We start from the raw sequence: 24,621 nt of genomic DNA, 5'->3' as shown, positions 1-24,621 counted from the left end.
CCTGCAATAGGGTTTAATAAGAGTTCATCTGCTGATCCCAGAAGCGTTCCAGTTGTCGCAGGTTAGACCTCAATGTAGACATATCGTTTTCTTCCATTAAGCGCTCTGCACTGATCTCTTCCAATTGTTGATCAAACAGCTCTGCAATCAGGTTGTGGACAGCTAAGCCTTTTTGACTGAGCTTTATACGGACTGAACGTAGGTCGTGTTCTGAACGTTCTTGCTTGATATAACCGTTGCCGACCATTTTCTTTAAGTTATATGAAACATTAGAGCCTAGATAATAGCCTCGTGTTCTTAACTCGCTGGCTGTCATTTCTCGATCAGCGATGTTATGCAGTAGGAGAGCTTGAACGCTATTTATATCGGTATAGCCTAACGCTTCAAGGCGATATTTAAGAATATCAAGGATTCTACGGTGTAACCGTTCGATCAGTCTCAAGCAATCTAGGAAATCCGTTTTATTGTTTGAACTTAGTTCTGATTGTTGTGAACTCATTGAATTGTAAGCCTTGATATCAATATTCGTATTTTAAATAGTAATCCTGAATCTGTCGTAATAGCAAAGAAAAAGCACATTAATGAGCGTTTGTTTGCGCATAATTTCAAATACGTATTTAGTAATTACAAATAATGCTGCTACTATTACAGTCAGGCTCAATGAGATCTGGACTAACCTTTTGGTTTTTTTGGATTGTTGAGTTGTTTCCAGCGAATAGATCCTCTCTCGATAAAGGCAAACCAGAAGCAATTCTGGGACGCAAAGTCACAGATCCCACGTGGATGGCTGGGCTATCGAAAGAGAGATTTTTTATTTCTTCAGCGGATGATTCTCCGGTAACTGCCTTTCTACCCATAAAGCTAATTTATGTTTCATGTTGGGCTCAGAGACTTGATCCTTTGCTAAGGCTTGAATAAGTCCGTCATTCACTAGTAAGCGATAAATTGCTTTAATTTTGCTTGAAGCACTATCAGTGGCTTCAAAGTGGCCTGCACCGCGCTTTTCAAAGTAGATAGCACCTATCTTAAGGGCTTCTTTTACTAGCTCTGCTTCATGCTTATGTTTTTTCATGGCTTCTTCCCAAAGTCCTTGTAGATAAATATCTACTAACTTTGAATCTAAATTTCTAAAAAGACAAGCGGTCGCTCTAGTGCTTTGGTGCGTAAAGCTTTGCCTTTAACTCAGGCCTGATATACTTGCGGTTTATCAGTATCTACTTCCATTGGCGATCGTATGAAATACAGAATTATTCCGGTTACTCCGTTTCAGCAGAATTGTTCCCTTATTTGGTGTGAACAAACCATGAAAGCAGCGGTGGTTGACCCAGGCGGTGATCTAGATCGAATTCTAGCTGCGGCAGAGGAAGAGGGTGTTGAATTAGAGAAAATTCTTTTGACTCATGCGCACATCGATCATGCTGGTGGAACGGCTGAATTAGCTGCATCCAAAAAATTACCAATCGAGGGGCCTCATAAAGGCGACCGATTTTGGATTGAAGGTATGGCACAGCAGTGCAATATGTTTAACTTTCCGCCTTGTGAAACCTTTACTCCGGATCGCTGGTTAGATGATGGTGATACTGTTCAGGTAGGTGAATCAACGCTAAACGTTATTCACTGCCCAGGTCATACGCCAGGTCACGTTGTGTTTCATCATGTAGAAGATCAGATGGCGCTGGTGGGGGATGTTCTTTTCAATGGTTCTATTGGTCGTACCGACTTTCCTCAGGGAAATCACCAAGAATTGATCGATTCAATTAAGTTGAAGCTGTTCCCGCTAGGTCAGTCGATCGAGTTTATTCCAGGGCATGGACCGGGCTCAACCTTTGGTCGAGAGATGCAAAGCAACCCGTATGTTCGATAGGCTTGATAGCCTGATTTATTATTTGTGCAGCAGTTGCACATGCTCAAATAGTTGAGCGTCTAGTTGTTTCTTTTTGTCGATAATATGTTGTAACGGAGTCTCATTGATGGCTCCGTTTTTTATGCCAATCATTACATCGTTATAACCACCGCAAAGATAATCTACAGCCGCAGCTCCTAGACAGGATGCAAGTACTCGGTCATGCCCTGTAGGGCGGCCGCCTCTTTGTATGTGACCCAAAATACAGACCTTAGGTTGCTGGCCATGCTGCTCTAATTGTTTAGCTAAATTGTATGTAAGGCCCGGGGTAGGTCCCTCCGCTACAACAATAATCCCGCTTGATCCTTTGCCTTGTGCGCGGTTGTTGGCAAGCTGAAATGAGATAGCGTCTACTTTAACTTCATACTCAGGAATAACGACCAACTCTGCACCACAGGCTATCCCTACATGGGTAGCTATAAAGCCGGAGTTTCGGCCCATGACCTCTACTAAAAACAAGCTCTCGTGAGATAGGGCTGTATCACGGATTTTGTCTATAGCATCGAGAGCAGTGTTAACGGCTGTGTCAAAACCAATTGTGTCATCAGTGCCGTAGATATCGTTATCTATAGTGCCAGGCAGACCAATCACACGAATCGAGCTTTCCGAGGCTAGCATGTGAGCCCCAGTTAAAGAGCCATCACCGCCAATTACGACTAGGCTATCAATACCTTTTTTGAGCAAAACCTCGGCTGCCTGATGCCTAACCGCTGGATCAAGAAAAGCTAGGCAGCGATCACTTTTGAGTAATGTCCCCCCTCGTTGGACAATGTTGGTTACAGATGCGGAGTTCATTTCAAATAAATCTCCGATAATTAAGCCGCTGTAACCTTTGTTTACGCCATACACTTGAATGTTTTTATGCAGAGCAGAACGAACTACGCCTCGAATGGCTGGGTTCATCCCGGGTGAATCCCCTCCGCTGGTCAGCACTGCAATAGCTGTTGGTTTGTCTTCTTTAGTAAGCGTAGTTAACTCTGTGGACATAGTATCGAGCCTATTAGCTGCTTTATCGCAGTTAAGTTTAGCGTACTTCCTAAGAGCTCAGATTGTATCTGGATGCAGACTAGTTGATTTTTTATCAAAGATGAGTGGTCTATCTATGTGATTGCAGGGATATCCACTTTTTTCTATTGGTCTAACAGAATAATCAGTTGAAGTTGTCTCTAAGTATTAGTTCGTATTGATGAAGTGTTCCTAGGCATGTTATCTATCATCAGCCTTTACTTGGTTTGTTGTTTTACCGTCTCTGTTTTTTTTGAAACATACGAGTGGTGATACTAGTATCAAGAGAGATGGGTTTAAAAAGAGCTCGAAGCAAAGCTCGAATTATAAAAATATAATAGATGGAGTTTGTTATGGTATTTCGTAAGACGGTTACCTCTAGTTTGTTAGCGATGGGTGTTGGTTTAGCTGCCATGGGTGGTTCGACTGCAGCATCAGCACAAGAATTTATCACTATCGGCACAGGCGGTGTAACCGGCGTTTATTACCCTACAGGTGGTTCAATTTGCCGATTGGTGAATAAAAACCGTAAGGATCACGGTATCCGCTGCTCTGTGGAGTCTACAGGCGGTTCTGTTTACAACCTGAATACTATCCGCGCCGGCGAATTGGATATGGGTGTAGCTCAGTCTGATTGGCAGTTCCATGCTTATAATGGCACTAGCAAATTTAAAGATACAGGTGCTAACAAAGATCTACGCGCAGTTTTCTCTGTACACCCTGAGCCTTTCACTGTTGTCGCTCGTGCTGATTCTGGTATTAAAAACTTTGATGACCTTAAAGGTAAGCGTGTAAATATCGGCAACCCAGGTTCTGGTCAGCGCGGTACTATCGAAGTGCTGATGGAAGCTAAAGGCTGGACGATGGATGATTTCGCTTTAACTTCTGAACTTAAAGCGTCTGAGCAAGCTAGTGCTCTATGTGACAATAAAATCGATGCCATGGTTTATGTAGTAGGACATCCAAGTGGTGCAATCAAAGAAGCGACAACTTCTTGTGACAGTACGCTTGTAAATGTGGATGGTGCAGCAGTTCAAAAACTGATCAGCGATAACAGCTACTATCGTACAGCAACTGTTCCAGCAGGTATGTATCGCGGTAATGATGCTGATACGCAAACGTTCGGTGTTGGTGCAACGTTTGTATCTTCCGCAAAAGTGCCAGAAAAAGTGGTTTACGAGGTAGTTAAGGCTGTCTTTGAAAACTTCGATACTTTCCGCAAACTACATCCAGCTTTTGCTAACCTGAAGAAAGAGCAGATGGTTAAAGATGGTTTGTCTGCGCCTCTGCATCCTGGTGCAATTAAGTACTACAAAGAAGCAGGTCTTCTATAAGAGTTGGCTTGATAGGCAACGGGGACTTAATGTCCCCGTTTTGCTTTACGGCTTTTGCTCAGGCTTGGCTCTACAAAACTATTATAAGCTGTTTCAAACGGTGATTGTGTGACGGATAATCAGAACAGTTCTTCGGCTAGCATTTCCCAAGAAGTACAGGAGATGGTTGCTCAGGCAGATTCTGGGGCGCGTGCTCCAGAAGGGCTTCCTGGTAAATTGCTATGGGGTGTAGCGCTTTGCTGGGCTCTTTTTCAGCTTTGGTATGCTTCGCCTCTACCTTTTATGCTCGATTTTGGTGTATTCAATGATACTCAGGCTCGAGCCATTCATCTTAGCTTTGCAGTCTTTTTGGCATATACCGCATTTCCAGCATTTAAACGATCTTCTAGATCGGTTGTGCCATGGCATGATTGGATTTTTGCTGGAGTAGCAGCGTTTGCCGCTAGTTACTTAGTCATATTTCACGCGGAGCTAGCTGGACGGGCGGGTGCACCAATAACAATGGATATTGTTGTTGCCGTCAGCGGTATGATTTTGTTGTTGGAGGCGACAAGAAGGGCGTTAGGGCCACCATTGATGGTCGTGGCTGGCATTTTCATGCTGTATACCTTTGCTGGACCTTATATGCCGGATGTAATTTCGCATAAAGGTGCAAGTTTAAATAAGGCTATGTCGCATCAATGGCTAACCTCCGAAGGTGTATTTGGGGTAGCGCTTGGGGTATCGACAGGTTTTGTATTTCTGTTTGTCTTATTTGGTGCTTTGCTGGATAAAGCGGGCGCTGGTAATTATTTCACCCAAGTGTCCTTTTCACTATTAGGGCATATGCGCGGCGGTCCTGCGAAAGCTGCTGTTGTTTCCTCCGGCTTGAGTGGGTTGGTATCAGGCTCATCTATAGCCAATGTAGTAACTACAGGTACTTTTACTATCCCGCTGATGAAACGTGTAGGTTTTCCAGGGTATAAAGCAGGTGCGGTTGAGGTTGCTGCTTCAACCAATGGTCAGTTAACACCACCAATTATGGGTGCGGCAGCATTCTTGATGGTGGAGTTTGTTGGTATTTCTTATATCGAAGTAATTCAGCATGCAATCCTACCCGCGCTGATTTCTTATATCGCTTTGATCTACATTGTTCATTTAGAAGCGGTAAAGGCTGGAATGAAAGGCTTACCGACTCGAAATCATGCCTCGTTGGCACAAAAGCTGTCAGTGTGGGCAATGATTATCGTGGGTGTATGTGTCATTTCATTGACCGTGTATCACGGATTAGGTTGGACTAAGAGTTACATGGGGAATTGGTCATATCTAATTGCTGGTCTTGTGATTCTTATAGCTTATATTGGGCTCGTGCGATATGCGGCTAAGTTTCCTGATCTGCATATGGACGATCCGAATTCTGAAGTTGTAATGCTGCCAGAAGTAGGGCCTACAGTTAAATCAGGTTTGTACTATCTCCTACCCGTTGTTGTGCTGGTTTGGTGTTTAACGGTTGAACGATTTTCGCCAGGTTTGTCTGCTTTCTGGGCAACGGTGTTTATGATCTTCATTGTGTTAACCCATAAGCCAATCAAAACCTATTTCAGAGAGCCACTCGCTTGGAGTAGCCAGATAGTGCATGGCGTCGAAGATCTATTGAATGGTCTTGTTGGCGGCGCAAGAAATATGATTGGAATCGGTGTGGCAACTGCTGCAGCGGGTATTGTTGTAGGTACAGTCACTTTGACAGGCCTAGGGCAAATGATGACTGAGTTTGTGGAGTTTATCTCAGGCGGTAGTATCTTTTTGATGCTGTTGTTTACAGCGATTATCAGTTTGATATTAGGTATGGGTTTACCAACTACAGCAAACTACATCGTAGTGTCATCGTTAATGGCTCCAGTTATTGTCACGCTTGGTGCTGAAAATGGCTTGATCGTCCCCTTAATTGCTGTTCATTTGTTTGTTTTTTACTTTGGTATTCTCGCGGATGATACACCACCCGTTGGCTTAGCGGCGTTTGCAGGTGCCGCTATAGCGCAATCAGACCCTATTAAGACGGGTGTTCAAGGTTTTACCTATGATATTCGTACAGCGGTATTGCCGTTTATGTTTATCTTCAATACTGAATTGATATTGATAGGTATCGAAGGGCCAATGCACCTTCTGCTTACTATCTTTGGCGCATTAGTGGCAATGTTAGTGTTTGCAGCGGCGACACAAGGATACTGGATAGTGAAAACTCGTTGGTATGAAACCGTTCTGTTATTAGCTATCGCGTTCTTGATGTTTAGGCCCGGAGCAATATGGGATGAAATTTATCCTGCTATTGAGCAAGTATCCCCAACCAAGCTAGAGCAAGTCGCAGAAGATATGCCAAATGGTAGACCGTTAAGAATGATTGTGGCCGGTGAAACTATTGATGGTGATTTTGTGAATAAAACGGTTGAGTTACCGCTAGCCAATGAAGGTACAGGCGCTGAGAAAATTGAAGCTGCAGGACTAATGTTACGGGAAGAGGGTGAGCGTGTAATTGTCGACCTCGTTACCTTTGATTCAGATGCTCAGAAAGTAGGCTTGGATTTCGATTGGGAGATCAAAACACTTGAGGTAGAGGCCGATCGACCACCGAAACAGCTAGTGTGGATTCCAGTGTTGCTACTACTAATAGCAATGGGATGGATGCAAAACAGACGCCGTAAGGCAGAACAGGGTTGCTAAACAATGTTTAAAAAAATATTGGTACCACTAGACCTTCAAGACGGGAAAGCTGTTGAGCAAACGTTACAGACTGTAAAAGAATATATAGATGAAAGTGTCGAGCTTCATCTGATGACTATTCTATCTGGCTATCAAATGCCAATGGTGGCGTCATACTTTCCTAAAGGTGCAGTTGAGAAAGCATTGGAGGCTATGCGTAAAGAGCTGCAAACAATCGGTGCAAAAGCTTTAGATAATAGAGGCTTTGAAGTTGATGTTAGAGAGGGTAAAGCGCACAAAGAGATTGTTAGGCGTGCTAAAGAAATAGAGGCCGATCTAATTATCATGAGTGCGCAAAAGCACGGAGCTGTTGAAAAGGTAATGCTGGGTTCTGTTACTGCAAAGGTAACGGAGAGAGCAAAATGCTCTGTTCTAGTATTAAAAGGCTAAATTAAAGTCTAAGTAAAAGGCGTTGAGGTAAAACTCAGCGCCTTTTTTGTATCTGTTGACTACTATTTAAACGCTGTTGATTAATGCTTGATCGATTTGTGGTGGTTTGTAAGTTTTTTTCAACTTTTTGCACTTTTTTTAAGATTGGGTGTTGACCCTTTTTCAGATGTCTGTAGAATTCGCCGTCCTTGCTTAGGGAGGCCGCCAAAACGGGGCTTATTGAGCTAAGTGAGGTGCTTAGTAAGTGATTGAAAATATTGGTTTTTTAGATTGCTTACGGGGCAGGATTCAAAGTCCGGTTGCTGAGTAAAAAATTTTACAAAATTGCAAAATAAACGGTTGACTTTGAATGAGCGCACAGTAGAATATGCGCCTCGCTTGAGACGAAACGCTGAGTCAGCGGAGAGTCAAAAAAGCAACGCTCTTTAACAATTTGATCAGATAATTCGTGTGGGCGCTTGTTGAGAAGAAGCAAACTTTTTCTAGACAAGCAACCAAGTGAATTCATTTAAAGCGATTTACAAAGGTTTAACGTTCTTAAGAATGTTATCCGGTTGTTTAGTACTAGAGCCCGTTACCACATTCCTGGTAACACAAATGATTTAAACTGAAGAGTTTGATCATGGCTCAGATTGAACGCTGGCGGCAGGCCTAACACATGCAAGTCGAACGGTAACATGACTAGCTTGCTAGTTGATGACGAGTGGCGGACGGGTGAGTAACGCGTAGGAATCTACCCAGTAGCGGGGGATAAGCCAGAGAAATTTGGTCTAATACCGCATACGCCCTACGGGGGAAAGCAGGGGATCTTCGGACCTTGCACTATTGGATGAGCCTGCGTGAGATTAGCTAGTTGGTGAGGTAATGGCTCACCAAGGCGACGATCTCTAGCTGGTCTGAGAGGATGATCAGCCACACTGGAACTGAGACACGGTCCAGACTCCTACGGGAGGCAGCAGTGGGGAATATTGCACAATGGGCGCAAGCCTGATGCAGCCATGCCGCGTGTGTGAAGAAGGCCCTAGGGTTGTAAAGCACTTTCAGCAGTGAGGAAAGGTTAGTAGTTAATACCTGCTAGCTGTGACGTTAACTGCAGAAGAAGCACCGGCTAACTCCGTGCCAGCAGCCGCGGTAATACGGAGGGTGCGAGCGTTAATCGGAATTACTGGGCGTAAAGCGCGCGTAGGTGGATTGGTCAGTCAGATGTGAAAGCCCAGGGCTCAACCTTGGAACTGCACCTGATACTGCTAATCTAGAGTACGGTAGAGGGTAGTGGAATTTCCTGTGTAGCGGTGAAATGCGTAGATATAGGAAGGAACACCAGTGGCGAAGGCGACTACCTGGACCGATACTGACACTGAGGTGCGAAAGCGTGGGGAGCAAACAGGATTAGATACCCTGGTAGTCCACGCCGTAAACGATGTCTACTAGCCGTTGGGAGACTTGATCTTTTAGTGGCGCAGCTAACGCGATAAGTAGACCGCCTGGGGAGTACGGCCGCAAGGTTAAAACTCAAATGAATTGACGGGGGCCCGCACAAGCGGTGGAGCATGTGGTTTAATTCGACGCAACGCGAAGAACCTTACCAACTCTTGACATCCAGAGAAGTTACTAGAGATAGTTTCGTGCCTTCGGGAACTCTGAGACAGGTGCTGCATGGCTGTCGTCAGCTCGTGTTGTGAAATGTTGGGTTAAGTCCCGTAACGAGCGCAACCCTTGTCCTTATTTGCCAGCACTTCGGGTGGGAACTCTAAGGAGACTGCCGGTGACAAACCGGAGGAAGGTGGGGACGACGTCAAGTCATCATGGCCCTTACGAGTTGGGCTACACACGTGCTACAATGGCCGGTACAGAGGGCCGCGAACCTGCGAGGGTAAGCTAATCTCAGAAAACCGGTCGTAGTCCGGATTGGAGTCTGCAACTCGACTCCATGAAGTCGGAATCGCTAGTAATCGCGAATCAGAATGTCGCGGTGAATACGTTCCCGGGCCTTGTACACACCGCCCGTCACACCATGGGAGTGGATTGCACCAGAAGTAGCTAGCTTAACCTTCGGGAGGGCGGTTACCACGGTGTGGTTCATGACTGGGGTGAAGTCGTAACAAGGTAGCCCTAGGGGAACCTGGGGCTGGATCACCTCCTTAAACGAAAGCCGATTCTCGGCAAGCGTTCACACGAATTATCTGATCAGAGAAGTTAAGAGCAACGGTGTAGGCTTGTAGCTCAGCTGGTTAGAGCGCACCCCTGATAAGGGTGAGGTCGGTGGTTCAAGTCCACTCAGGCCTACCAATAATAGCCTTACTGTTTTCTTTGGGGCTATAGCTCAGCTGGGAGAGCGCCTGCTTTGCACGCAGGAGGTCTGCGGTTCGATCCCGCATAGCTCCACCATCATCCTAAGGATGAGAAGGAAGAGTTTTAAAACATATTGTCGGTTAAGACATTATCTTTTAAAGCTTTTTTGCTTTAAACGCTCTTTAACAATTTGGATTTGATTCATTTGATTTAGATTTAAGACATGTAGTTTTACTGCATGCGCCAATTCGGCGAAATCTATCGTTACTAGCAATACAAGTTACTGTGATTCCAGACGCCTTCGGGTTATATGGTCAAGTGACTAAGCGTGCACGGTGGATGCCTTGGCAGTCAGAGGCGATGAAGGACGTTGTAACCTGCGATAAGGTTCGGGGAGGTGGTAAACAACCTTTGATCCGGACATTTCCGAATGGGGAAACCCACCTATTTATAGGTATCTTTTAACTGAATACATAGGTTATTAGAGGCGAACCTGGGGAACTGAAACATCTAAGTACCCAGAGGAAAAGAAATCAACCGAGATTCCCTAAGTAGCGGCGAGCGAACGGGGACCAGCCCTTAAGCTTTATTAGATTTAACAGAACACTCTGGAAAGTGTGGCCATAGTGGGTGATAGCCCCGTATGTGAAAGGTCTTTTAAAGTGAAATCGAGTAGGACGGCACACGTGAAACGCTGTCTGAATATGGGGGGACCATCCTCCAAGGCTAAATACTCCTGACTGACCGATAGTGAACCAGTACCGTGAGGGAAAGGCGAAAAGAACCCCTGTGAGGGGAGTGAAATAGACCCTGAAACCGTGTACGTACAAGCAGTGGGAGCCGTTTTCGGACGGTGACTGCGTACCTTTTGTATAATGGGTCAGCGACTTACTTTTAGTGGCAAGGTTAAGCATTTGCGGAGCCGTAGGGAAACCGAGTCTTAATAGGGCGTCCAGTCGCTAGGAGTAGACCCGAAACCGAGTGATCTATCCATGGGCAGGTTGAAGATGCAGTAACATGCATTGGAGGACCGAACCGACTGTCGTTGAAAAGCCAGCGGATGACTTGTGGATAGGAGTGAAAGGCTAATCAAACTCGGAGATAGCTGGTTCTCCTCGAAAACTATTTAGGTAGTGCCTCGTGTCTAACCATGGGGGTAGAGCACTGTTTCGGCTAGGGGGTCATCCCGACTTACCAACCCGATGCAAACTCCGAATACCCATGAGTTCAATCACGGGAGACACACGGCGGGTGCTAACGTCCGTCGTGGAAAGGGAAACAACCCAGACCGTCAGCTAAGGTCCCAAAGTTTATGCTAAGTGGGAAACGATGTGGGAAGGCTTAGACAGCTAGGAGGTTGGCTTAGAAGCAGCCACCCTTTAAAGAAAGCGTAATAGCTCACTAGTCGAGTCGGCCCGCGCGGAAGATATAACGGGGCTAAGCATAACACCGAAGCTACGGATGCACTTTGTGCATGGTAGAGGAGCGTTCTGTAAGCTGTTGAAGCGGAAGCTGTAAGGCACCGTGGAGGTATCAGAAGTGCGAATGCTGACATGAGTAACGATAAGGGAGGTGAAAACCCTCCCCGCCGGAAGACCAAGGGTTCCTATCCAACGCTATTCGAGGTAGGGTGAGTCGGCCCCTAAGGAGAGGCTGAAGAGCGTATCCGATGGGAAACAGGTTAATATTCCTGTACTGCTCATAACTGCGATGGGGGGACGGAGAAGGCTAGGCTAGCGCGGCGTTGGTTGTCCGCGTTTAAGGTAGTAGGTTGAGGACTTAGGCAAATCCGGGTCCTTAAGACCGAGAACCGATGACGAGGTCCTTTATGGACTGAAGTAGTTGATGCCATGCTTCCAGGAAAATCCTCTAAGCTTCAGGTTATGACTAACCGTACCCTAAACCGACACAGGTGGTCAGGTAGAGAATACTAAGGCGTATGAGAAAACTCGGGTGAAGGAACTAGGCAAAATGGCACCGTAACTTCGGGAGAAGGTGCGCCGGTTTTGGTGATGGGACTTGCTCCCTAAGCTGAGGCCGGTCGAAGATACCAGGTGGCTGCGACTGTTTATTAAAAACATAGCACTCTGCAAACTCGAAAGAGGACGTATAGGGTGTGACGCCTGCCCGGTGCCGGAAGGTTAATTGATGGGGTTAGCACTTGTGCGAAGCTCTTGATCGAAGCCCCGGTAAACGGCGGCCGTAACTATAACGGTCCTAAGGTAGCGAAATTCCTTGTCGGGTAAGTTCCGACCTGCACGAATGGCGTAACGATGGCCACACTGTCTCCACCCGAGACTCAGTGAAATTGAAATAGCTGTTAAGATGCAGTTTACCCGCGGCTAGACGGAAAGACCCCGTGAACCTTTACTACAGCTTCACAGTGGACTTTGACATTACTTGTGTAGAATAGCTGGGAGGCTTTGAAACTTGGACGCCAGTTCAGGTGGAGCCACCTTTGAAATACCAGCCTGGTAATGTTGAGGTTCTAACCCAGTTCCCTAAGCGGGATCGGGGACATTGTGTGGTGGGTAGTTTGACTGGGGCGGTCTCCTCCCAAAGAGTAACGGAGGAGCACGAAGGTACCCTCAGCATGGTCGGAAATCATGCAATGAGCGCAAGAGTAGAAGGGTGCTTGACTGCGAGACAGACACGTCGAGCAGGTACGAAAGTAGGTTCTAGTGATCCGGTGGTTCTGTATGGAAGGGCCATCGCTCAACGGATAAAAGGTACTCCGGGGATAACAGGCTGATACCGCCCAAGAGTTCACATCGACGGCGGTGTTTGGCACCTCGATGTCGGCTCATCACATCCTGGGGCTGAAGCCGGTCCCAAGGGTATGGCTGTTCGCCATTTAAAGTGGTACGCGAGCTGGGTTTAGAACGTCGTGAGACAGTTCGGTCCCTATCTGCCGTGGGCGTTTGAGATTTGAGAAGAGTTGCTCCTAGTACGAGAGGACCGGAGTGAACGAACCTCTGGTGTACCGGTTGTGATGCCAATTGCATTGCCGGGTAGCTACGTTCGGACGGGATAACCGCTGAAAGCATCTAAGCGGGAAGCCTCCTTCAAGATGAGATCTCACTGGGAACTTGATTCCCCTAAAGGGCCGTTGAAGACTACGACGTTGATAGGTTGGGTGTGGAAGCGCTGTGAGGCGTTGAGCTAACCAATACTAATTGCCCGTGAGGCTTGACCATATAACGCCCAAGGCGTTTGGCAAGTGACTTGTAAGATATGTAAGACGATAGAGAGTAACGAATTAGCGCGTAGTTAAGCTACAGTCGATAAACTATCTAGATCAAATAAAAGAAGAATCAGATCTAAGTTGTAACAGTTTTGCTTGGCGACCATAGAGTTGTGGAACCACCTGAATCCATCCCGAACTCAGACGTGAAACGCAACATCGCCGATGGTAGTGTGGGGCTTCCCCATGTGAGAGTAGGTCATCGCCAAGCATTTAATTAAGAGAAAACCCCGGTCACGCTGTGATCGGGGTTTTTTCGTTTTGGGATAAAACTACTTAACCAAGTATTTAACCAAGCTTAATCCACAACTAGCAACTAACAATTGCTATAGACTCTTGTCGCTAGTGTCTTACTCTTCATTTCTGGTATGCTTAGCGCGCAATGCGAAACCTCTAAGGAAAAATTGATAGATGTATACTGAAGATGATATTCGCCGCCTTAAATGGCAGAGTCGACGTGGTATGTTGGAACTTGATGTTCTTTTTGTTCCGTTTGTGGAAGAGGCTTTTGCGGACTTAGACGAGGCTGATCAAGATCGTTTTGTTAAGTTATTAGATGAGGAAGATCAGGATCTATTTGTGTGGCTTATGGAGCGAGAAGTACCAGCTGATCCTGACTTGCAAAGGATTGTGAGGATTATTCTGGAGCGTGTTCAGCCTAAATAACGAACCTATCTCTCCTTCCTGTACCCTGCTGGTTATATATAGTGGGGTGCATCTTAGTGCGTGCTTTGCTCTTTTTTACTCTGCGATTCCTTTACACATAGCTGTTTTAGCTACATTGGCACTTCTATGTAGTTTTCTGTTTTATTTAAATGAAAGGGTGCTATTAACATCCCCTCTGTCCATTGTTGCTATTACTTGGAATGGGGAAGAGGGAGTGATTTCATTACTCCAGAGAAACCAGCAACGGATTGATGTGACCCGAATTAAGCAAAAGGTGATCACTCCCTTTGTGATCGTCATGTTGTGCAACAGCGACAGTCGCTTTTACACTATACCTGTTGTAATAATGCGTCAGAGCTTCAATGAAAATGCTTTTAGACGGCTACGGGTTCTGTTGTTATACAGTCCGCTTTATGGCCTTAATTCCAATGAAAATTGATTGGCGTTAAAATTGTATCTAGTGCTTCAGGTCCCTGATCTGGGAAATCCAGTGTGTAGTGGAGTCCACGACTTTCCTGCCTTAGCATCGCTGAGCGAATAATCAAGTCAGCAACGACGGCCAAGTTACGAAGCTCCAGTAGATCGTTACTGATTTTGTAGTTACTGTAATATTCGCTAATCTCTTGCTGTAAAAGATCTATGCGATGCTTAGCTCGTTGTAGTCGTTTGGTCGTTCTCACAATGCCTACGTAGTCCCACATGAAACGACGTATTTCATCCCAGTTGTGAGAGATAATAACATCTTCATCTGAATTGGTTACTTGAGACTCATCCCATGCTGGTATGATTGATTCGTCTAGAGGTGCCGTTAGAGATTGTACGACATCGTCTGAAGCGGATTTTGCATAGACAAGGCATTCAAGAAGAGAGTTGCTAGCCAATCGATTGGCGCCATGAAGCCCCGTAAATGAAGTTTCGCCAATAGCATAAAGCCCCGGAATATCGGTGCGGCCTTTTTCGTCTGTCACGACACCACCGCAAGTGTAATGGGCAGCAGGTACAACTGGAATTGGTTCTTTAGTGATGTCGATGCCTAAGCTTTTGCAACGCTTATAGATGGTTGGGAAATGAGACTTAATAAATTCTTTAGATTTGTGGCTGATATCTAAAAATAAGCAGTCACTACCTAGCCTTTTCATCTCGTGGTCTATTGCGCGAGCAACGATATCTCGCGGTGCTAATTCGCCTCGTTCATCGAAGTTATGCATGAACGGCTGGCCATCAGGCAGTAAAAGCTTTCCGCCTTCACCGCGAACGGCTTCTGTAATCAAAAAGGATTTGGCTTGTGGGTGATACAGGCAGGTAGGGTGGAACTGATTAAATTCCATGTTACCGACACGGCAGCCAGCACGCCAAGCCATGGCGATGCCATCCCCCGTGGCGCCATCTGAATTACTCGTGTAAAGATAGGCCTTCGATGAACCGCCTGTAGCTAACACAACATGAGGAGCTTGAAACACCTCTACGTGTCCTGTTTCGTCATTAAGAATGTATGCACCTACACAGCGGTTGTGTGCTAAGCCTAGTTTTTTTCGTGTGATTAAGTCGACCGCAATATGGTGTTCGAATAGATCGATATTTTCAGAGGCTTTGGCTTTCTCTATCAATGTTTGCTGAAGCGCTTTTCCTGTCGCATCTGCAGAATGGATGATGCGACGATGAGAGTGTCCGCCTTCTTTGGTTAGATGGTAGTCGTCACTATCTTGGGTAAAAGGAACGCCTTGTTCAATTAGCCAGTCAATGCTTTCTTTGCCGTGTTCGACTGTGAATTCCACTGCGTCTTTATGACTAAGGTGTCCGCCAGCAGACATGGTGTCTTCGATATGTGCTTGTGTGCTATCTTCAGTATCGAGTACTGCTGCGATACCACCTTGAGCTAGCCATGTGGAACCACTCTTAAGTTCTCTTTTACTAAGAACTGCAACACGCGCATTTTGAGCTAGGTGGAGGGCCATGCTGAGTCCAGCAGCGCCACTGCCAATAATTAAAGCGTCGTAGTGATAGTGTTGCGTCATGCTGTGCTCTTCTTAACTAGAGGGTTCTTGGCTTGAAAAAGTGAGTGTATATTTTAGTGGTAAGTTTGAGGATAAAACTAGCTTATTAGATGCGTTTCATCGGAATTGGGCAACAATTTTGCATTTTTTTTTGGACTTAGGGAACTTAAGCAGTTTTGAATGCTCATAGAAGTGTTCCGGCACTCTGATGAGGTAATATGTTGTATTAGTTGAAAGTTATTGCTGCTTTAGCTTCTATATTTATAGAGATAGGTATTAAGGACAGTTTAAGGAATATTGAGTGTCGAGTGAAAGTCAGACAGCAGTTGATCAAAAGCTAGTCGAGCGGGTAAAAGCGGGCGATAAACGTGCTTTTGATCTTCTGGTAAAAAAATACCAACATAAAATTGTTGCGTTGATTGGTCGTTATGTTTACGACCAACATGAAGCATTGGACGTGGCGCAAGAAACTTTCATTAAGGCTTATAAAGCGATACCTAAATTTCGCGGAGATAGTGCTTTCTATACATGGCTTTACAGAATTGCTATCAACACAGCCAAAAATCACCTTGTCGCTCGTGGTAGGCGTCCTGCTGATGTGGATGTTGACGATGCGCAGTTCTTTGAAGGTGATAATGCTTTGAAAGATATTGAGACACCGGAAAACAAATTGTACAAGGATGAGCTGGAAGCAGTGATTCGGAAAACTCTGAATAAACTACCTGAAGACTTGAGGGTGGCCTTAACACTCAGAGAGTTTGAAGGTATGAGTTATGAGGAGATTGCTGGGGTTATGGATTGTCCCGTAGGCACTGTGAGGTCACGTATCTTTAGAGCACGTGAAGCAATTGATAAAGAAATTATGCCGCTTTTAGCGAGCTGATCCTGCAAAGGTAAATTGAGGTAAATTCTATGGATGATCGATCTACAGAATCTGTTTCGGCATTGATGGATGGCGAAGTTGCAGACTTTGAGTTACGACGTACTCTTGATCGCATAGAGCAGGAGCCAGAATTGGCTGAACAATGGCAACGATATCATTTAGTCCGTTCAGTAATGAAAAATGAAGAAGCTGAATTAAGTAATTTTGATATTAGTAGTCAGGTTATGCAGGCTCTGGAACAAGAGCCTGATTTAGAAGTTGATACTGCGGCACCCGAAGTTAAGTCCGAAATTAAAGGAAATTCTTTTTGGAAGCCGCTTGCTAGCATGACTGCAGCCGCTTCTGTGACGGCAATGGTGATCTTGGGCGCTCAAACTTATAATCAGCCTGAGAACGATACGATTGCTGATAATCGCCCGAACTATGTTCTTCCAGGCAATACAGTTTCCGATGATCTAGTCAGAGCGCAGTTTGGTAACCGTTCGATGATTTCATCACAGGGGCAAGAGCCTGAAATTATTCGTTTATCTGAAGGTGTAGAGCGTTATGTATCTCAGCATAAACATATGCTTTCACACCAAGAATCTGGTTGGGAAGCAACATGGTTGCCAGAAGGCTTTTCGGGTAAACGTAGAGATGTGATGGCGCACGCTGAAGTACAAATGTTCAGCAATGGACGTCATTCATTTACCGTTTGTGTTGAAAAATATGGTCGTCAGTCCGTTCCTGAAGGTGCTGTTCAGTCAGACGGTATGGTGACTGTAGGTAAGCGTATTGGTGATCAATTTGTAACAGTCGTTGGCGATGTTCCTCTAATGATTGCGGAACGTATTGCTACTTCAGTAGAACGTAAATGATTGAAGAAAGCGGGAAAGTTGTAGAGGTCAATGAGCAAGGCGTATGGGTTGAAACCATGCGCCAGAGCGCTTGTGCTAGTTGTGCTGCTCGAAATGGTTGTGGACAAAAGCTGTTAGTGCAGGCTGGACAAGAGAAACGGTTTATTTTTCTCGTTAATAATCCAACTTCTCTTCACGTAAAAGCTGACGATAGTGTGCTTTTAGGCATAGAGGAAGGAGCATTTGTTAAAGCAACTGTCTTTATGTATTTGTTGCCATTGCTAGCGCTATTTCTTGGGGCCGTGATAGGGGATTTTATCTGGGGAGATGAGCTGGTTGTGATCGCATCTTCCTTTATTTCTCTTATCGCAGGGTTTGTTTTTGTTCGCTTTAGTAGTTCCGCTTTCTTTAGTTCCTGCCAATATCAACCGACGCTAATTAAAGTTATCTAACCCCGTTTTTTGATAGACATAGGTGTTTGTTTTATGAAATCTATATCAAAATTCATTGTCGCAACGATTATCCTTATTGCACTACCTATTCATGCTGCAAGCTTGCCTGATTTTAAATCGCTGGTAAAAGAGGCTTCACCTGCAGTGGTGAATATTAGTACTGTTCAAAACAAACCGCATCAGGGGCAGTCGCACCCATTTCAGGGACCAAATGGAGAAGAAATTCCGGAAATCTTTCGTCATTTCTTTCGTATGCCTGAATTTGAACAGGGTGAGCGCCCACGTCGTAGGGCTCCTCAATCCTTAGGGTCTGGTTTTATTATTTCTGAAGATGGTTATTTACTAACAAATCATCATGTTATTGCGGAAGCTGATCAGGTTATCGTGCGCTTAGCTGATCGTAGGGAGTTAGAAGCTGAAGTCATCGGTTCTGATGAGCGCTCTGATGTAGCGTTGTTAAAAATCGATGCTGAGGATCTACCGACAGTTGAGCTGGGAGAGTCTAAAGCGCTTGATGTCGGTGAGTGGGTACTAGCGATAGGCTCTCCATTTGGATTTGATCATAGTGTGACAGCAGGGATTGTTAGTGCTAAAGAACGTGCATTAGCAGGAGATACTTATGTTCCGTTTATCCAAACTGATGTAGCTATTAATCCGGGTAATTCTGGAGGTCCATTATTTAATCTGGATGGTGAAGTTGTTGGAATTAACTCTCAGATTTACACTCGTTCCGGTGGTTTTATGGGGCTATCCTTTGCTATACCTATTGATGTCGCGATGGATGTTGCGGATCAATTAAGGAAACATGGTTATGTTACCCGCGGTTGGCTTGGTGTGGTCATTCAAGAGGTTAACCGTGATCTTGCTGAATCATTTGGGTTAGAAAAGCCGGCTGGGGCTTTAGTGGCAAAAGTGTTACCTAATAGTCCAGCAGAAAAATCTGGTCTTCTAGAGGGCGATATTATTCTTAAATTTGAAGGTGCGGATATTATTCGATCTTCAGATTTACCTCACCATGTAGGTCGAGTTAAACCAGGTAAAAAAGCTAAGGTTTCAGTCATTCGTGCGGGGCGTGAAATGACCATTAAGGTCGAAATCGAGGCATTACCAACGCAGGATGAACTTGCTAAAACTAACGTTCGAAAGCCAAAAGAGGATAAAGGCAATCGTCTAAATATTCAGGTCGCTGAACTTGACCAAAAACGTAAAGAAAAATGGCAAGTGAGTAAAGGCGTTGTTGTTCGTAAAGTTCTACAAGGGCCAGGTTCAGATGCAGGTTTGATGGTTGGTGATGTCATCACTATGCTAAATGGCGAACAGATCTCCAGTGTTTCTGACTTCAATAGAGTATCTACCGATATAGCATCTGGAAAGTCGGTTCCGATGCGGATTGTTAGGCGAGGAAGTCCGTTATTTATTCCATTACGAGTATCGGATTAAGTTGTATAAAATTCTAAGGGGGCTAAGGCCCCCTTTTTCGTAGCCCAGTTTAAGCAAATGCTGTAAACTTGCGCCTTTCCAGCGAGTATTAGAGTAGCGGTAGCCTGCACGTGAGCAACCTTAAAAATATCCGAAATTTTTCTATTATTGCCCATATCGACCACGGTAAGTCGACTTTGGCCGATCGTTTTATCCAAATGTGCGGTGGCTTAAGTGACCGTGAAATGGAAGCTCAGGTTCTTGATTCCATGGATTTGGAACGTGAGCGTGGTATTACCATTAAAGCGCAGAGTGTTACTCTGAATTACAAGGCGCAAGATGGTGAAACTTACCAGCTTAACTTTATCGATACACCGGGCCACGTAGATTTCTCCTATGAGGTTTCTCGTTCTTTAGCCGCTTGTGAAGGTGCGCTTTTGATCGTTGATGCTGCGCAGGGTGTAGAAGCTCAGTCAGTTGCTAACTGCTATACAGCAATCGAGCAAGGTTTAGAGGTTGTCCCAATTCTAAACAAAATGGACCTGCCTCAGGCTGAGCCGGAGCGAGTTCGTGTCGAGATTGAAGAAGTTATCGGTATTGATGCTACCGACGCAGTAGCTTGTTCTGCTAAAAGCGGTATGGGTGTAGAAGACGTTCTTGAACAGTTAGTTAAGGAAATTCCACCGCCTGAAGGTGATGTTGATGCTCCTCTACAAGCCCTAATTATTGATTCTTGGTTTGATAATTACCTAGGCGTTGTTTCTCTGGTGCGTGTAACTCAGGGTACATTGCGTAAGAAAGACAAAATTCTAGTTAAATCTACGGGTCAAAACTATCAAGCAGAATCGGTAGGTATTTTTACACCTAAGCAGAAAGAAACCGGTGTTTTGCATGCAGGTGAAGTAGGCTTTATTGTTGCGGGTGTTAAAGACATTCATGGTGCACCTGTAGGTGATACATTGACCCATGTTAAAACGCCAGATGTCGAAAGCCTACCTGGTTTCCTGAAAGTACAACCTCAGGTTTACTCTGGTCTATTCCCAACAAGCTCTGATGATTACCAAGATTTCCGTGAAGCATTAGATAAATTGACCTTGAATGATGCTTCGTTGTTCTTTGAGCCCGAAACATCAGATGCACTTGGTTTCGGTTTCCGTTGTGGCTTCTTGGGTATGCTGCACATGGAGATCATTCAAGAACGTCTTGAGCGTGAATATAATCTGGATTTGATCACTACAGCTCCAACTGTAATTTATGAGTTGGAGATGAATAATGGTGATGTTATACAGATTGATAGCCCTTCTAAGCTTCCTGATCCTGGTTCAATCAACGAGATGCGTGAGCCAATTGTTGAAGCGAATATCCTTGTTCCACAAGATTATCTAGGACAGGTGATCGGACTATGTGTTGAGAAGCGTGGTATTCAAAAACAGATGAACTACGTAGGTAACCAAGTACAGATTACTTATGAACTACCGATGGCGGAAGTTGTTTTGGATTTCTTCGACCGTTTGAAGTCTGTAAGTCGTGGTTACGCTTCTCTTGAATATAATTTCGTACGCTTTGATCCAGCGAAATTGGTGCGTATGGATATTCTTATCAATGGTGATAAGGTCGATGCCTTAGCCGTTATTCTGCATCGTGATAATGCTCAATTCCGTGGCCGTCAGCTATGTGAAAAGATGAAAGAGGTTATTCCTCGTCAGATGTTTGATGTGGCAATTCAGGCTGCTCTTGGTGGTAAGGTCATTGCTCGTACAACAGTTAAAGCATTGCGTAAGAACGTAACCGCGAAGTGTTATGGCGGTGACGTAAGCCGTAAGAAGAAACTGCTACAGAAGCAGAAAGAAGGTAAGAAACGTATGAAGCAGGTGGGTAGTGTAGAGATCCCACAGGATGCGTTCCTTGCAGTACTTAAAGTTGATAGCTAATTATCAGGAAGGGCATTGTTAGATGGATTTTGATTTCGCATTAGTGCTGGTTGCGTTAACTTTCATCTCCGGCATCGTTTGGTTTTACGACCGAATCTCTTTGAAACCACAAAGAGATGAACAGCTGAGAGTTGCTTCTGCCCAGGCGGAAGGCCCGCTTCCTGATGAAGCCATTGAACAGATTAATCGTGTATCGGGTTGGGTCGATACGGGTCGATCAATGTTTCCAGTGCTTTTCATCGTTTTGGTATTAAGGTCATTCCTAGTAGAGCCTTTTCAGATTCCATCTGGCTCAATGTTGCCGACGTTGAAGATTGGCGACTTTATTTTGGTAAATAAATTTCACTACGGGCTTCGTTTACCTGTTTTGAATACTAAGTTTATTGAGATTAATGATCCTGAGCGTGGTGATGTGGTTGTATTTAAATTCCCTGAAAAACCATCTATTAACTATATTAAGAGAGTAGTGGGGCTTCCGGGTGATGTAATTAGTTACCAAAACAAGAAGTTGTTTATAAACGGAAAAGAGCAATCCCAACAGTTGTTGGCTCAATTACCACCACATAATCCACAGCGTTTGTTAATTAATGAAAATTTAGATGGTGTTGAACATCAAATGTATAGAGATGTTCGCAGACCAGCTCAGAATATGGAGTGGACTGTACCTGAAGGTCATTACTTTATGGTTGGAGATAATCGCGATAATAGTAATGATAGTCGCAGGTGGGGTTTTGTATCTGAAGATCTTCTAGTAGGTAAGGCATTTGCAGTTTGGATGCATTGGCCTACCTTTTTAAGTATACCGTCATTTGGTGATGTTCGCGTAATTGAGTAATGGAGGCTCTTATGAGATCTACTCTTAAGAAACAAGCTGGTGCGTCAATTTTTGCTAATTTGTTAGTACTTATTGTAGCTGGTTTTTTGTTTTCTATTGCATTCAAGTTATTTCCTGCATACGTAGATAATAGGACTTTTAATTCGGTTCTAGTTGACGCTATGAACGATCCTGAAGAACTTGCTAAAGGGCCTAAAGGTATAAAAGCTAGTGTCAGGAAAAAACTGGTGATAAATCAACTGAATTTACCGCAAAAAGATTCGTTAACAGTCTTTGAAGATGACGGCATTATTACTGCAATACTTGATTATGAAGTTCGTGTTCCAATGTTTGGAAATATTGATGCAGTTGTATTTTTTACAAATGAATATGAAGCTGAAACCCCTTGATTAAACCTGTATCCGATCTAGCCCGTCGTATAGGGCACCCATTTGCCGATGAATCATTATTTGAGTTGGCTCTCACGCATCGTAGTTGCGGTAAGAAGAATAATGAGCGTCTAGAGTTTCTAGGTGATTCAATTTTGAACTTTGTTATTGCTGATGATCTGTTCGCGCGCTTCCCGCAGGCTAAAGAAGGCGAATTAAGCCGCTTGCGTGCACGTATGGTTAAAGGTGTTACTTTGTCCGAAGTCGCACGTGAATTAGGTTTAGGAGATTACCTGCGTTTAGGTAGTGGTGAGCTTAAGAGTGGTGGTTTCCGTAGAGATTCAATCTTAGCTGATGCTGTAGAAGCTATTATCGGCGCCATCTATCTAGATTCCGATATGGAAACGGCCCGTGGATTTATTCTTTCTTGGTTTAAAGCTCGTTTAGAAAAATTAGACCTAAATGAGACTCTTAAAGACTCTAAAACACGTTTGCAGGAGTTTTTGCAATCGCGCCGTTTAGCTTTGCCAACTTATGAGTTAATCAATGTAGAAGGCGAAGCTCATGATCAAACCTTTTACATTGATTGTACAGTGACTGGGTTAGCTAAGCCTGCTAAAGGTATTGGTAGCAGTCGCCGTCAAGCTGAACAAGAAGCCGCAAAACATGCGCTGATAGAGCTGCAGGTGGAGAAATAGTTATGGCTGAAGATTTAATGCACCTGCTGGAACCTCGCAATCCAGATCAAAAATGTGGATTCGTAGCGATTGTTGGTCGTCCAAATGTTGGTAAATCGACATTGATGAACCATATATTGGGACAGAAGTTGAGTATTACTTCGCGTAAGCCTCAGACAACTCGTCATCAGATTATGGGTATCAAAACGGAAGATGATCTACAGATTGTTTATGTGGATACTCCAGGTTTACATAAAGATGACGGGAAAAAAGCTTTAAACCGTTATATGAACAAAGCTGCATCAGACGCATTACGTGATGTTGATGTTGTTGTTTTTATTGTTGACCGTACTGCTTGGACTGAAGAAGACCAGATGGTACTGGACAAGGTCAAACATGCTCGTTGTCCGGTTATTTTAGCTGTAAATAAAGTCGATCAACTTAAAGACAAAACGGCGTTATTACCTCAGATGCAGACGCATTCTGAGCGTATGGACTTTGCTGAAATGATTCCTCTTTCTGCTAAAGATGGGCATAACGTCGAGCAACTTGAAGAGCTAATCGCCAAGCATATTCCTGAGGGTATGCATCACTTTCCTGAAGACCAGCTAACAGATAAAAGCTCACGCTTTATGGCTGCGGAGATGGTTCGTGAAAAGTTGATGCGTAATTTAGGCGATGAGATTCCTTATGGTACTACCGTAGAGATCGAAGAGTTTAAATACGCCAAAAACGGTGTTCTTCATGTGAGTGCGCTTATTCTTGTGGAACGTGATGGACAGAAACGAATCGTTATCGGTGATAAAGGTTCGCGCATCAAAACAATTGGTCGTGATGCTCGCATGGATATGGAGCGTATGTTTGATGCTAAAGTAATGCTTAACCTATGGGTTAAAGTTCGTCGTGGTTGGGCGGATGATGAAAGAGCATTGCGTAGTTTGGGTTATGACAACACCTAACACAGCATGAGTCATTCTGATCCGCAGGCGGCTTATGTCCTCCATAGCCGCCCTTATCGCGATACTAGCCTTATCGTTGATTTCTTCACTCTAGAACATGGTAAAGTCTCCGCTGTTGTTCAGGGCGCGCGTAGGCCCAAATCTAAATTACGTGCATCGGTACAGCCTTTTGTGCCCATTCAAGTTAGTTGGCGTGGGCGTAACGACCTCAAAACATTGACTCAAGCTGAACCTGTGGCTGCTATGCTGTTCTTGAATGGCGATGCATTACTCTGTGGCCTGTACGTCAATGAGTTGCTAGAGCGGTTGTTGCAGCCTTTTGATGGTCACCCTAAGCTCTATGTTTATTATCAGTATGTTTTAAATGAGTTAGTATCTGGAGAAGATATAGAGGGGGCACTACGCACCTTTGAGCATCGTTTGCTTGATGAGCTTGGGGTGTTACCGGAACTGGAGCAGACATCTGCAGAGTCAGTATATTGTTTTAACCCTGAGCATGGCTTTGTTCCTGTTAGCGAAGTAACGGAGAAAAACAAGGCGTCTTGCTTTTATGGTTGGCAGTTATCAGCGATTGCTGTCGATGATTATTCAGACATTCAAGTTCGCAGAGCCGCTAAGCGGTTGATGCGAAATTTAATTGATCGTGCTTTAGGGCATAAGCCCTTGCGTAGCCGAGAGCTATTTCAAAAAATGTGAG

General features: G+C 44.6%; 20 protein-coding genes, 2 tRNA genes, 3 rRNA genes and 1 riboswitch. Of the genes, 21 read left to right on the top strand and 4 right to left on the bottom strand.

Going from position 1 to position 24,621, the window contains the following annotated elements; all coding sequences use genetic code 11:
- Positions 1-13: 13 nt before the first annotated feature.
- Positions 14-499: a MarR family winged helix-turn-helix transcriptional regulator gene (locus ACMXYT_RS12960; protein ID WP_415899020.1), complete on the bottom strand. Its 486-nt coding sequence runs from the start codon at positions 497-499 to the stop codon at positions 14-16.
- A 226-nt stretch (positions 500-725) separates the two neighbouring features.
- Positions 726-800, top strand: a riboswitch (cyclic di-GMP riboswitch).
- A gap of 11 nt (positions 801-811) precedes the next feature.
- On the bottom strand, positions 812-1,072 hold the full coding sequence (locus ACMXYT_RS12955; protein ID WP_415899019.1) for a DUF5062 family protein: 261 nt from the start codon (positions 1,070-1,072) through the stop codon (positions 812-814).
- Positions 1,073-1,234: 162 nt separating this feature from the next.
- On the opposite strand from ACMXYT_RS12955, the gene ACMXYT_RS12950 reads away from it, so the two are divergent.
- Positions 1,235-1,864, top strand: coding sequence for an MBL fold metallo-hydrolase (locus tag ACMXYT_RS12950; RefSeq protein WP_415899018.1), 630 nt, complete (start codon positions 1,235-1,237; stop codon positions 1,862-1,864).
- A gap of 18 nt (positions 1,865-1,882) precedes the next feature.
- Here ACMXYT_RS12950 and pfkA read toward each other — a convergent pair whose 3' ends face one another.
- Complete coding sequence (gene pfkA, locus ACMXYT_RS12945; RefSeq protein WP_415899017.1) at positions 1,883-2,890, bottom strand: 6-phosphofructokinase; 1,008 nt, start codon at positions 2,888-2,890, stop codon at positions 1,883-1,885.
- A 371-nt stretch (positions 2,891-3,261) separates the two neighbouring features.
- Here pfkA and ACMXYT_RS12940 point away from each other — a divergent pair, with 371 nt between their 5' ends.
- The 10 genes from ACMXYT_RS12940 to ACMXYT_RS12895 all read left to right on the top strand — a co-directional run bounded on the left by ACMXYT_RS12940 (position 3,262) and on the right by ACMXYT_RS12895 (position 14,009).
- Positions 3,262-4,242, top strand: coding sequence for a TAXI family TRAP transporter solute-binding subunit (locus ACMXYT_RS12940; protein WP_415893493.1), 981 nt, complete (start codon positions 3,262-3,264; stop codon positions 4,240-4,242).
- 162 nt (positions 4,243-4,404) lie between these two features.
- A complete protein-coding gene (locus tag ACMXYT_RS12935; RefSeq protein WP_415912203.1) occupies positions 4,405-6,939 on the top strand; it encodes a TRAP transporter permease in 2,535 nt (844 codons plus the stop codon).
- Positions 6,940-6,942: 3 nt separating this feature from the next.
- Positions 6,943-7,368: a universal stress protein gene (locus tag ACMXYT_RS12930; protein WP_415904292.1), complete on the top strand. Its 426-nt coding sequence runs from the start codon at positions 6,943-6,945 to the stop codon at positions 7,366-7,368.
- 604 nt (positions 7,369-7,972) lie between these two features.
- A 16S ribosomal RNA gene (locus ACMXYT_RS12925) occupies positions 7,973-9,512 on the top strand.
- Between the two features lie 68 nt (positions 9,513-9,580).
- Positions 9,581-9,657 (top strand) — tRNA-Ile (locus ACMXYT_RS12920).
- 23 nt (positions 9,658-9,680) lie between these two features.
- A tRNA-Ala gene (locus ACMXYT_RS12915) sits at positions 9,681-9,756 on the top strand.
- A 216-nt stretch (positions 9,757-9,972) separates the two neighbouring features.
- Positions 9,973-12,857: ribosomal RNA gene (locus ACMXYT_RS12910) — 23S ribosomal RNA — on the top strand.
- A 142-nt stretch (positions 12,858-12,999) separates the two neighbouring features.
- Positions 13,000-13,115, top strand: a 5S ribosomal RNA gene (rrf, locus tag ACMXYT_RS12905).
- The 16S, 23S and 5S rRNA genes sit together here with 2 tRNA genes alongside, the layout of an rRNA operon.
- 200 nt (positions 13,116-13,315) lie before the next feature.
- On the top strand, positions 13,316-13,570 hold the full coding sequence (locus ACMXYT_RS12900; RefSeq protein ID WP_415896833.1) for a succinate dehydrogenase assembly factor 2: 255 nt from the start codon (positions 13,316-13,318) through the stop codon (positions 13,568-13,570).
- Positions 13,554-14,009, top strand: coding sequence for a protein YgfX (locus ACMXYT_RS12895; protein ID WP_415911524.1), 456 nt, complete (start codon positions 13,554-13,556; stop codon positions 14,007-14,009). Before ACMXYT_RS12900 ends, ACMXYT_RS12895 begins: the two co-directional genes overlap by 17 nt.
- Here the strand turns inward: ACMXYT_RS12895 and nadB are convergent.
- Positions 13,990-15,585, bottom strand: coding sequence for an L-aspartate oxidase (gene nadB, locus ACMXYT_RS12890; protein WP_415899014.1), 1,596 nt, complete (start codon positions 15,583-15,585; stop codon positions 13,990-13,992). The genes ACMXYT_RS12895 and nadB overlap by 20 nt on opposite strands.
- Before the next feature lie 280 nt (positions 15,586-15,865).
- On the opposite strand from nadB, the gene rpoE reads away from it, so the two are divergent.
- The 10 genes from rpoE to recO all read left to right on the top strand — a co-directional run bounded on the left by rpoE (position 15,866) and on the right by recO (position 24,620).
- Complete coding sequence (gene rpoE / locus ACMXYT_RS12885; RefSeq protein ID WP_415885542.1) at positions 15,866-16,447, top strand: RNA polymerase sigma factor RpoE; 582 nt, start codon at positions 15,866-15,868, stop codon at positions 16,445-16,447.
- A gap of 29 nt (positions 16,448-16,476) precedes the next feature.
- Positions 16,477-17,304 (top strand): MucB/RseB C-terminal domain-containing protein, encoded by an 828-nt coding sequence (locus ACMXYT_RS12880; RefSeq protein ID WP_415911523.1) that lies wholly within the window; start codon positions 16,477-16,479, stop codon positions 17,302-17,304.
- Positions 17,301-17,735 carry a SoxR reducing system RseC family protein gene (locus ACMXYT_RS12875; protein WP_415904288.1) on the top strand — a complete coding sequence of 145 codons (435 nt, stop codon included), beginning with the start codon at positions 17,301-17,303 and terminating at the stop codon, positions 17,733-17,735. Before ACMXYT_RS12880 ends, ACMXYT_RS12875 begins: the two co-directional genes overlap by 4 nt.
- Before the next feature lie 33 nt (positions 17,736-17,768).
- Positions 17,769-19,175, top strand: coding sequence for a DegQ family serine endoprotease (locus ACMXYT_RS12870; RefSeq protein ID WP_415911522.1), 1,407 nt, complete (start codon positions 17,769-17,771; stop codon positions 19,173-19,175).
- A gap of 110 nt (positions 19,176-19,285) precedes the next feature.
- Positions 19,286-21,085 (top strand): translation elongation factor 4, encoded by a 1,800-nt coding sequence (gene lepA, locus ACMXYT_RS12865; RefSeq protein ID WP_415899009.1) that lies wholly within the window; start codon positions 19,286-19,288, stop codon positions 21,083-21,085.
- A gap of 22 nt (positions 21,086-21,107) precedes the next feature.
- Positions 21,108-21,920 (top strand): signal peptidase I, encoded by an 813-nt coding sequence (gene lepB / locus ACMXYT_RS12860; RefSeq protein ID WP_415899008.1) that lies wholly within the window; start codon positions 21,108-21,110, stop codon positions 21,918-21,920.
- An 11-nt stretch (positions 21,921-21,931) separates the two neighbouring features.
- On the top strand, positions 21,932-22,309 hold the full coding sequence (locus ACMXYT_RS12855; RefSeq protein ID WP_415899007.1) for a DUF4845 domain-containing protein: 378 nt from the start codon (positions 21,932-21,934) through the stop codon (positions 22,307-22,309).
- Complete coding sequence (gene rnc / locus ACMXYT_RS12850; RefSeq protein ID WP_415899006.1) at positions 22,306-22,986, top strand: ribonuclease III; 681 nt, start codon at positions 22,306-22,308, stop codon at positions 22,984-22,986. Before ACMXYT_RS12855 ends, rnc begins: the two co-directional genes overlap by 4 nt.
- A gap of 2 nt (positions 22,987-22,988) precedes the next feature.
- Entirely contained in the window at positions 22,989-23,924 is a 936-nt protein-coding gene (era, locus tag ACMXYT_RS12845) for a GTPase Era (protein ID WP_415882154.1), read from the top strand.
- 6 nt (positions 23,925-23,930) lie between these two features.
- Complete coding sequence (recO, locus tag ACMXYT_RS12840; protein WP_415899005.1) at positions 23,931-24,620, top strand: DNA repair protein RecO; 690 nt, start codon at positions 23,931-23,933, stop codon at positions 24,618-24,620.
- Position 24,621: the final 1 nt, after the last annotated feature.

Source organism: Neptuniibacter sp. QD37_11, assembly GCF_047778105.1.
GTDB lineage: Bacteria > Pseudomonadota > Gammaproteobacteria > Pseudomonadales > Balneatricaceae > Neptuniibacter.
This window is presented reverse-complemented; position numbering and strand designations above follow the sequence as displayed.

Bases quoted from the DNA above. Each gene is read 5' to 3' on its own strand.
- ACMXYT_RS12960 (WP_415899020.1), bottom strand. From the start codon at position 499: ATGAGTTCACAACAATCAGAACTAAGTTCAAACAATAAAACGGATTTC.
- ACMXYT_RS12955 (WP_415899019.1), bottom strand. From the start codon at position 1,072: ATGAAAAAACATAAGCATGAAGCAGAGCTAGTAAAAGAAGCCCTTAAG.
- ACMXYT_RS12950 (WP_415899018.1), top strand. From the start codon at position 1,235: ATGAAATACAGAATTATTCCGGTTACTCCGTTTCAGCAGAATTGTTCC.
- pfkA (WP_415899017.1), bottom strand. From the start codon at position 2,890: ATGTCCACAGAGTTAACTACGCTTACTAAAGAAGACAAACCAACAGCT.
- ACMXYT_RS12940 (WP_415893493.1), top strand. From the start codon at position 3,262: ATGGTATTTCGTAAGACGGTTACCTCTAGTTTGTTAGCGATGGGTGTT.
- ACMXYT_RS12935 (WP_415912203.1), top strand. From the start codon at position 4,405: ATGGTTGCTCAGGCAGATTCTGGGGCGCGTGCTCCAGAAGGGCTTCCT.
- ACMXYT_RS12930 (WP_415904292.1), top strand. From the start codon at position 6,943: ATGTTTAAAAAAATATTGGTACCACTAGACCTTCAAGACGGGAAAGCT.
- ACMXYT_RS12900 (WP_415896833.1), top strand. From the start codon at position 13,316: ATGTATACTGAAGATGATATTCGCCGCCTTAAATGGCAGAGTCGACGT.
- nadB (WP_415899014.1), bottom strand. From the start codon at position 15,585: ATGACGCAACACTATCACTACGACGCTTTAATTATTGGCAGTGGCGCT.
- ACMXYT_RS12880 (WP_415911523.1), top strand. From the start codon at position 16,477: ATGGATGATCGATCTACAGAATCTGTTTCGGCATTGATGGATGGCGAA.
- ACMXYT_RS12875 (WP_415904288.1), top strand. From the start codon at position 17,301: ATGATTGAAGAAAGCGGGAAAGTTGTAGAGGTCAATGAGCAAGGCGTA.
- ACMXYT_RS12870 (WP_415911522.1), top strand. From the start codon at position 17,769: ATGAAATCTATATCAAAATTCATTGTCGCAACGATTATCCTTATTGCA.
- lepB (WP_415899008.1), top strand. From the start codon at position 21,108: ATGGATTTTGATTTCGCATTAGTGCTGGTTGCGTTAACTTTCATCTCC.
- ACMXYT_RS12855 (WP_415899007.1), top strand. From the start codon at position 21,932: ATGAGATCTACTCTTAAGAAACAAGCTGGTGCGTCAATTTTTGCTAAT.
- era (WP_415882154.1), top strand. From the start codon at position 22,989: ATGGCTGAAGATTTAATGCACCTGCTGGAACCTCGCAATCCAGATCAA.
- recO (WP_415899005.1), top strand. From the start codon at position 23,931: ATGAGTCATTCTGATCCGCAGGCGGCTTATGTCCTCCATAGCCGCCCT.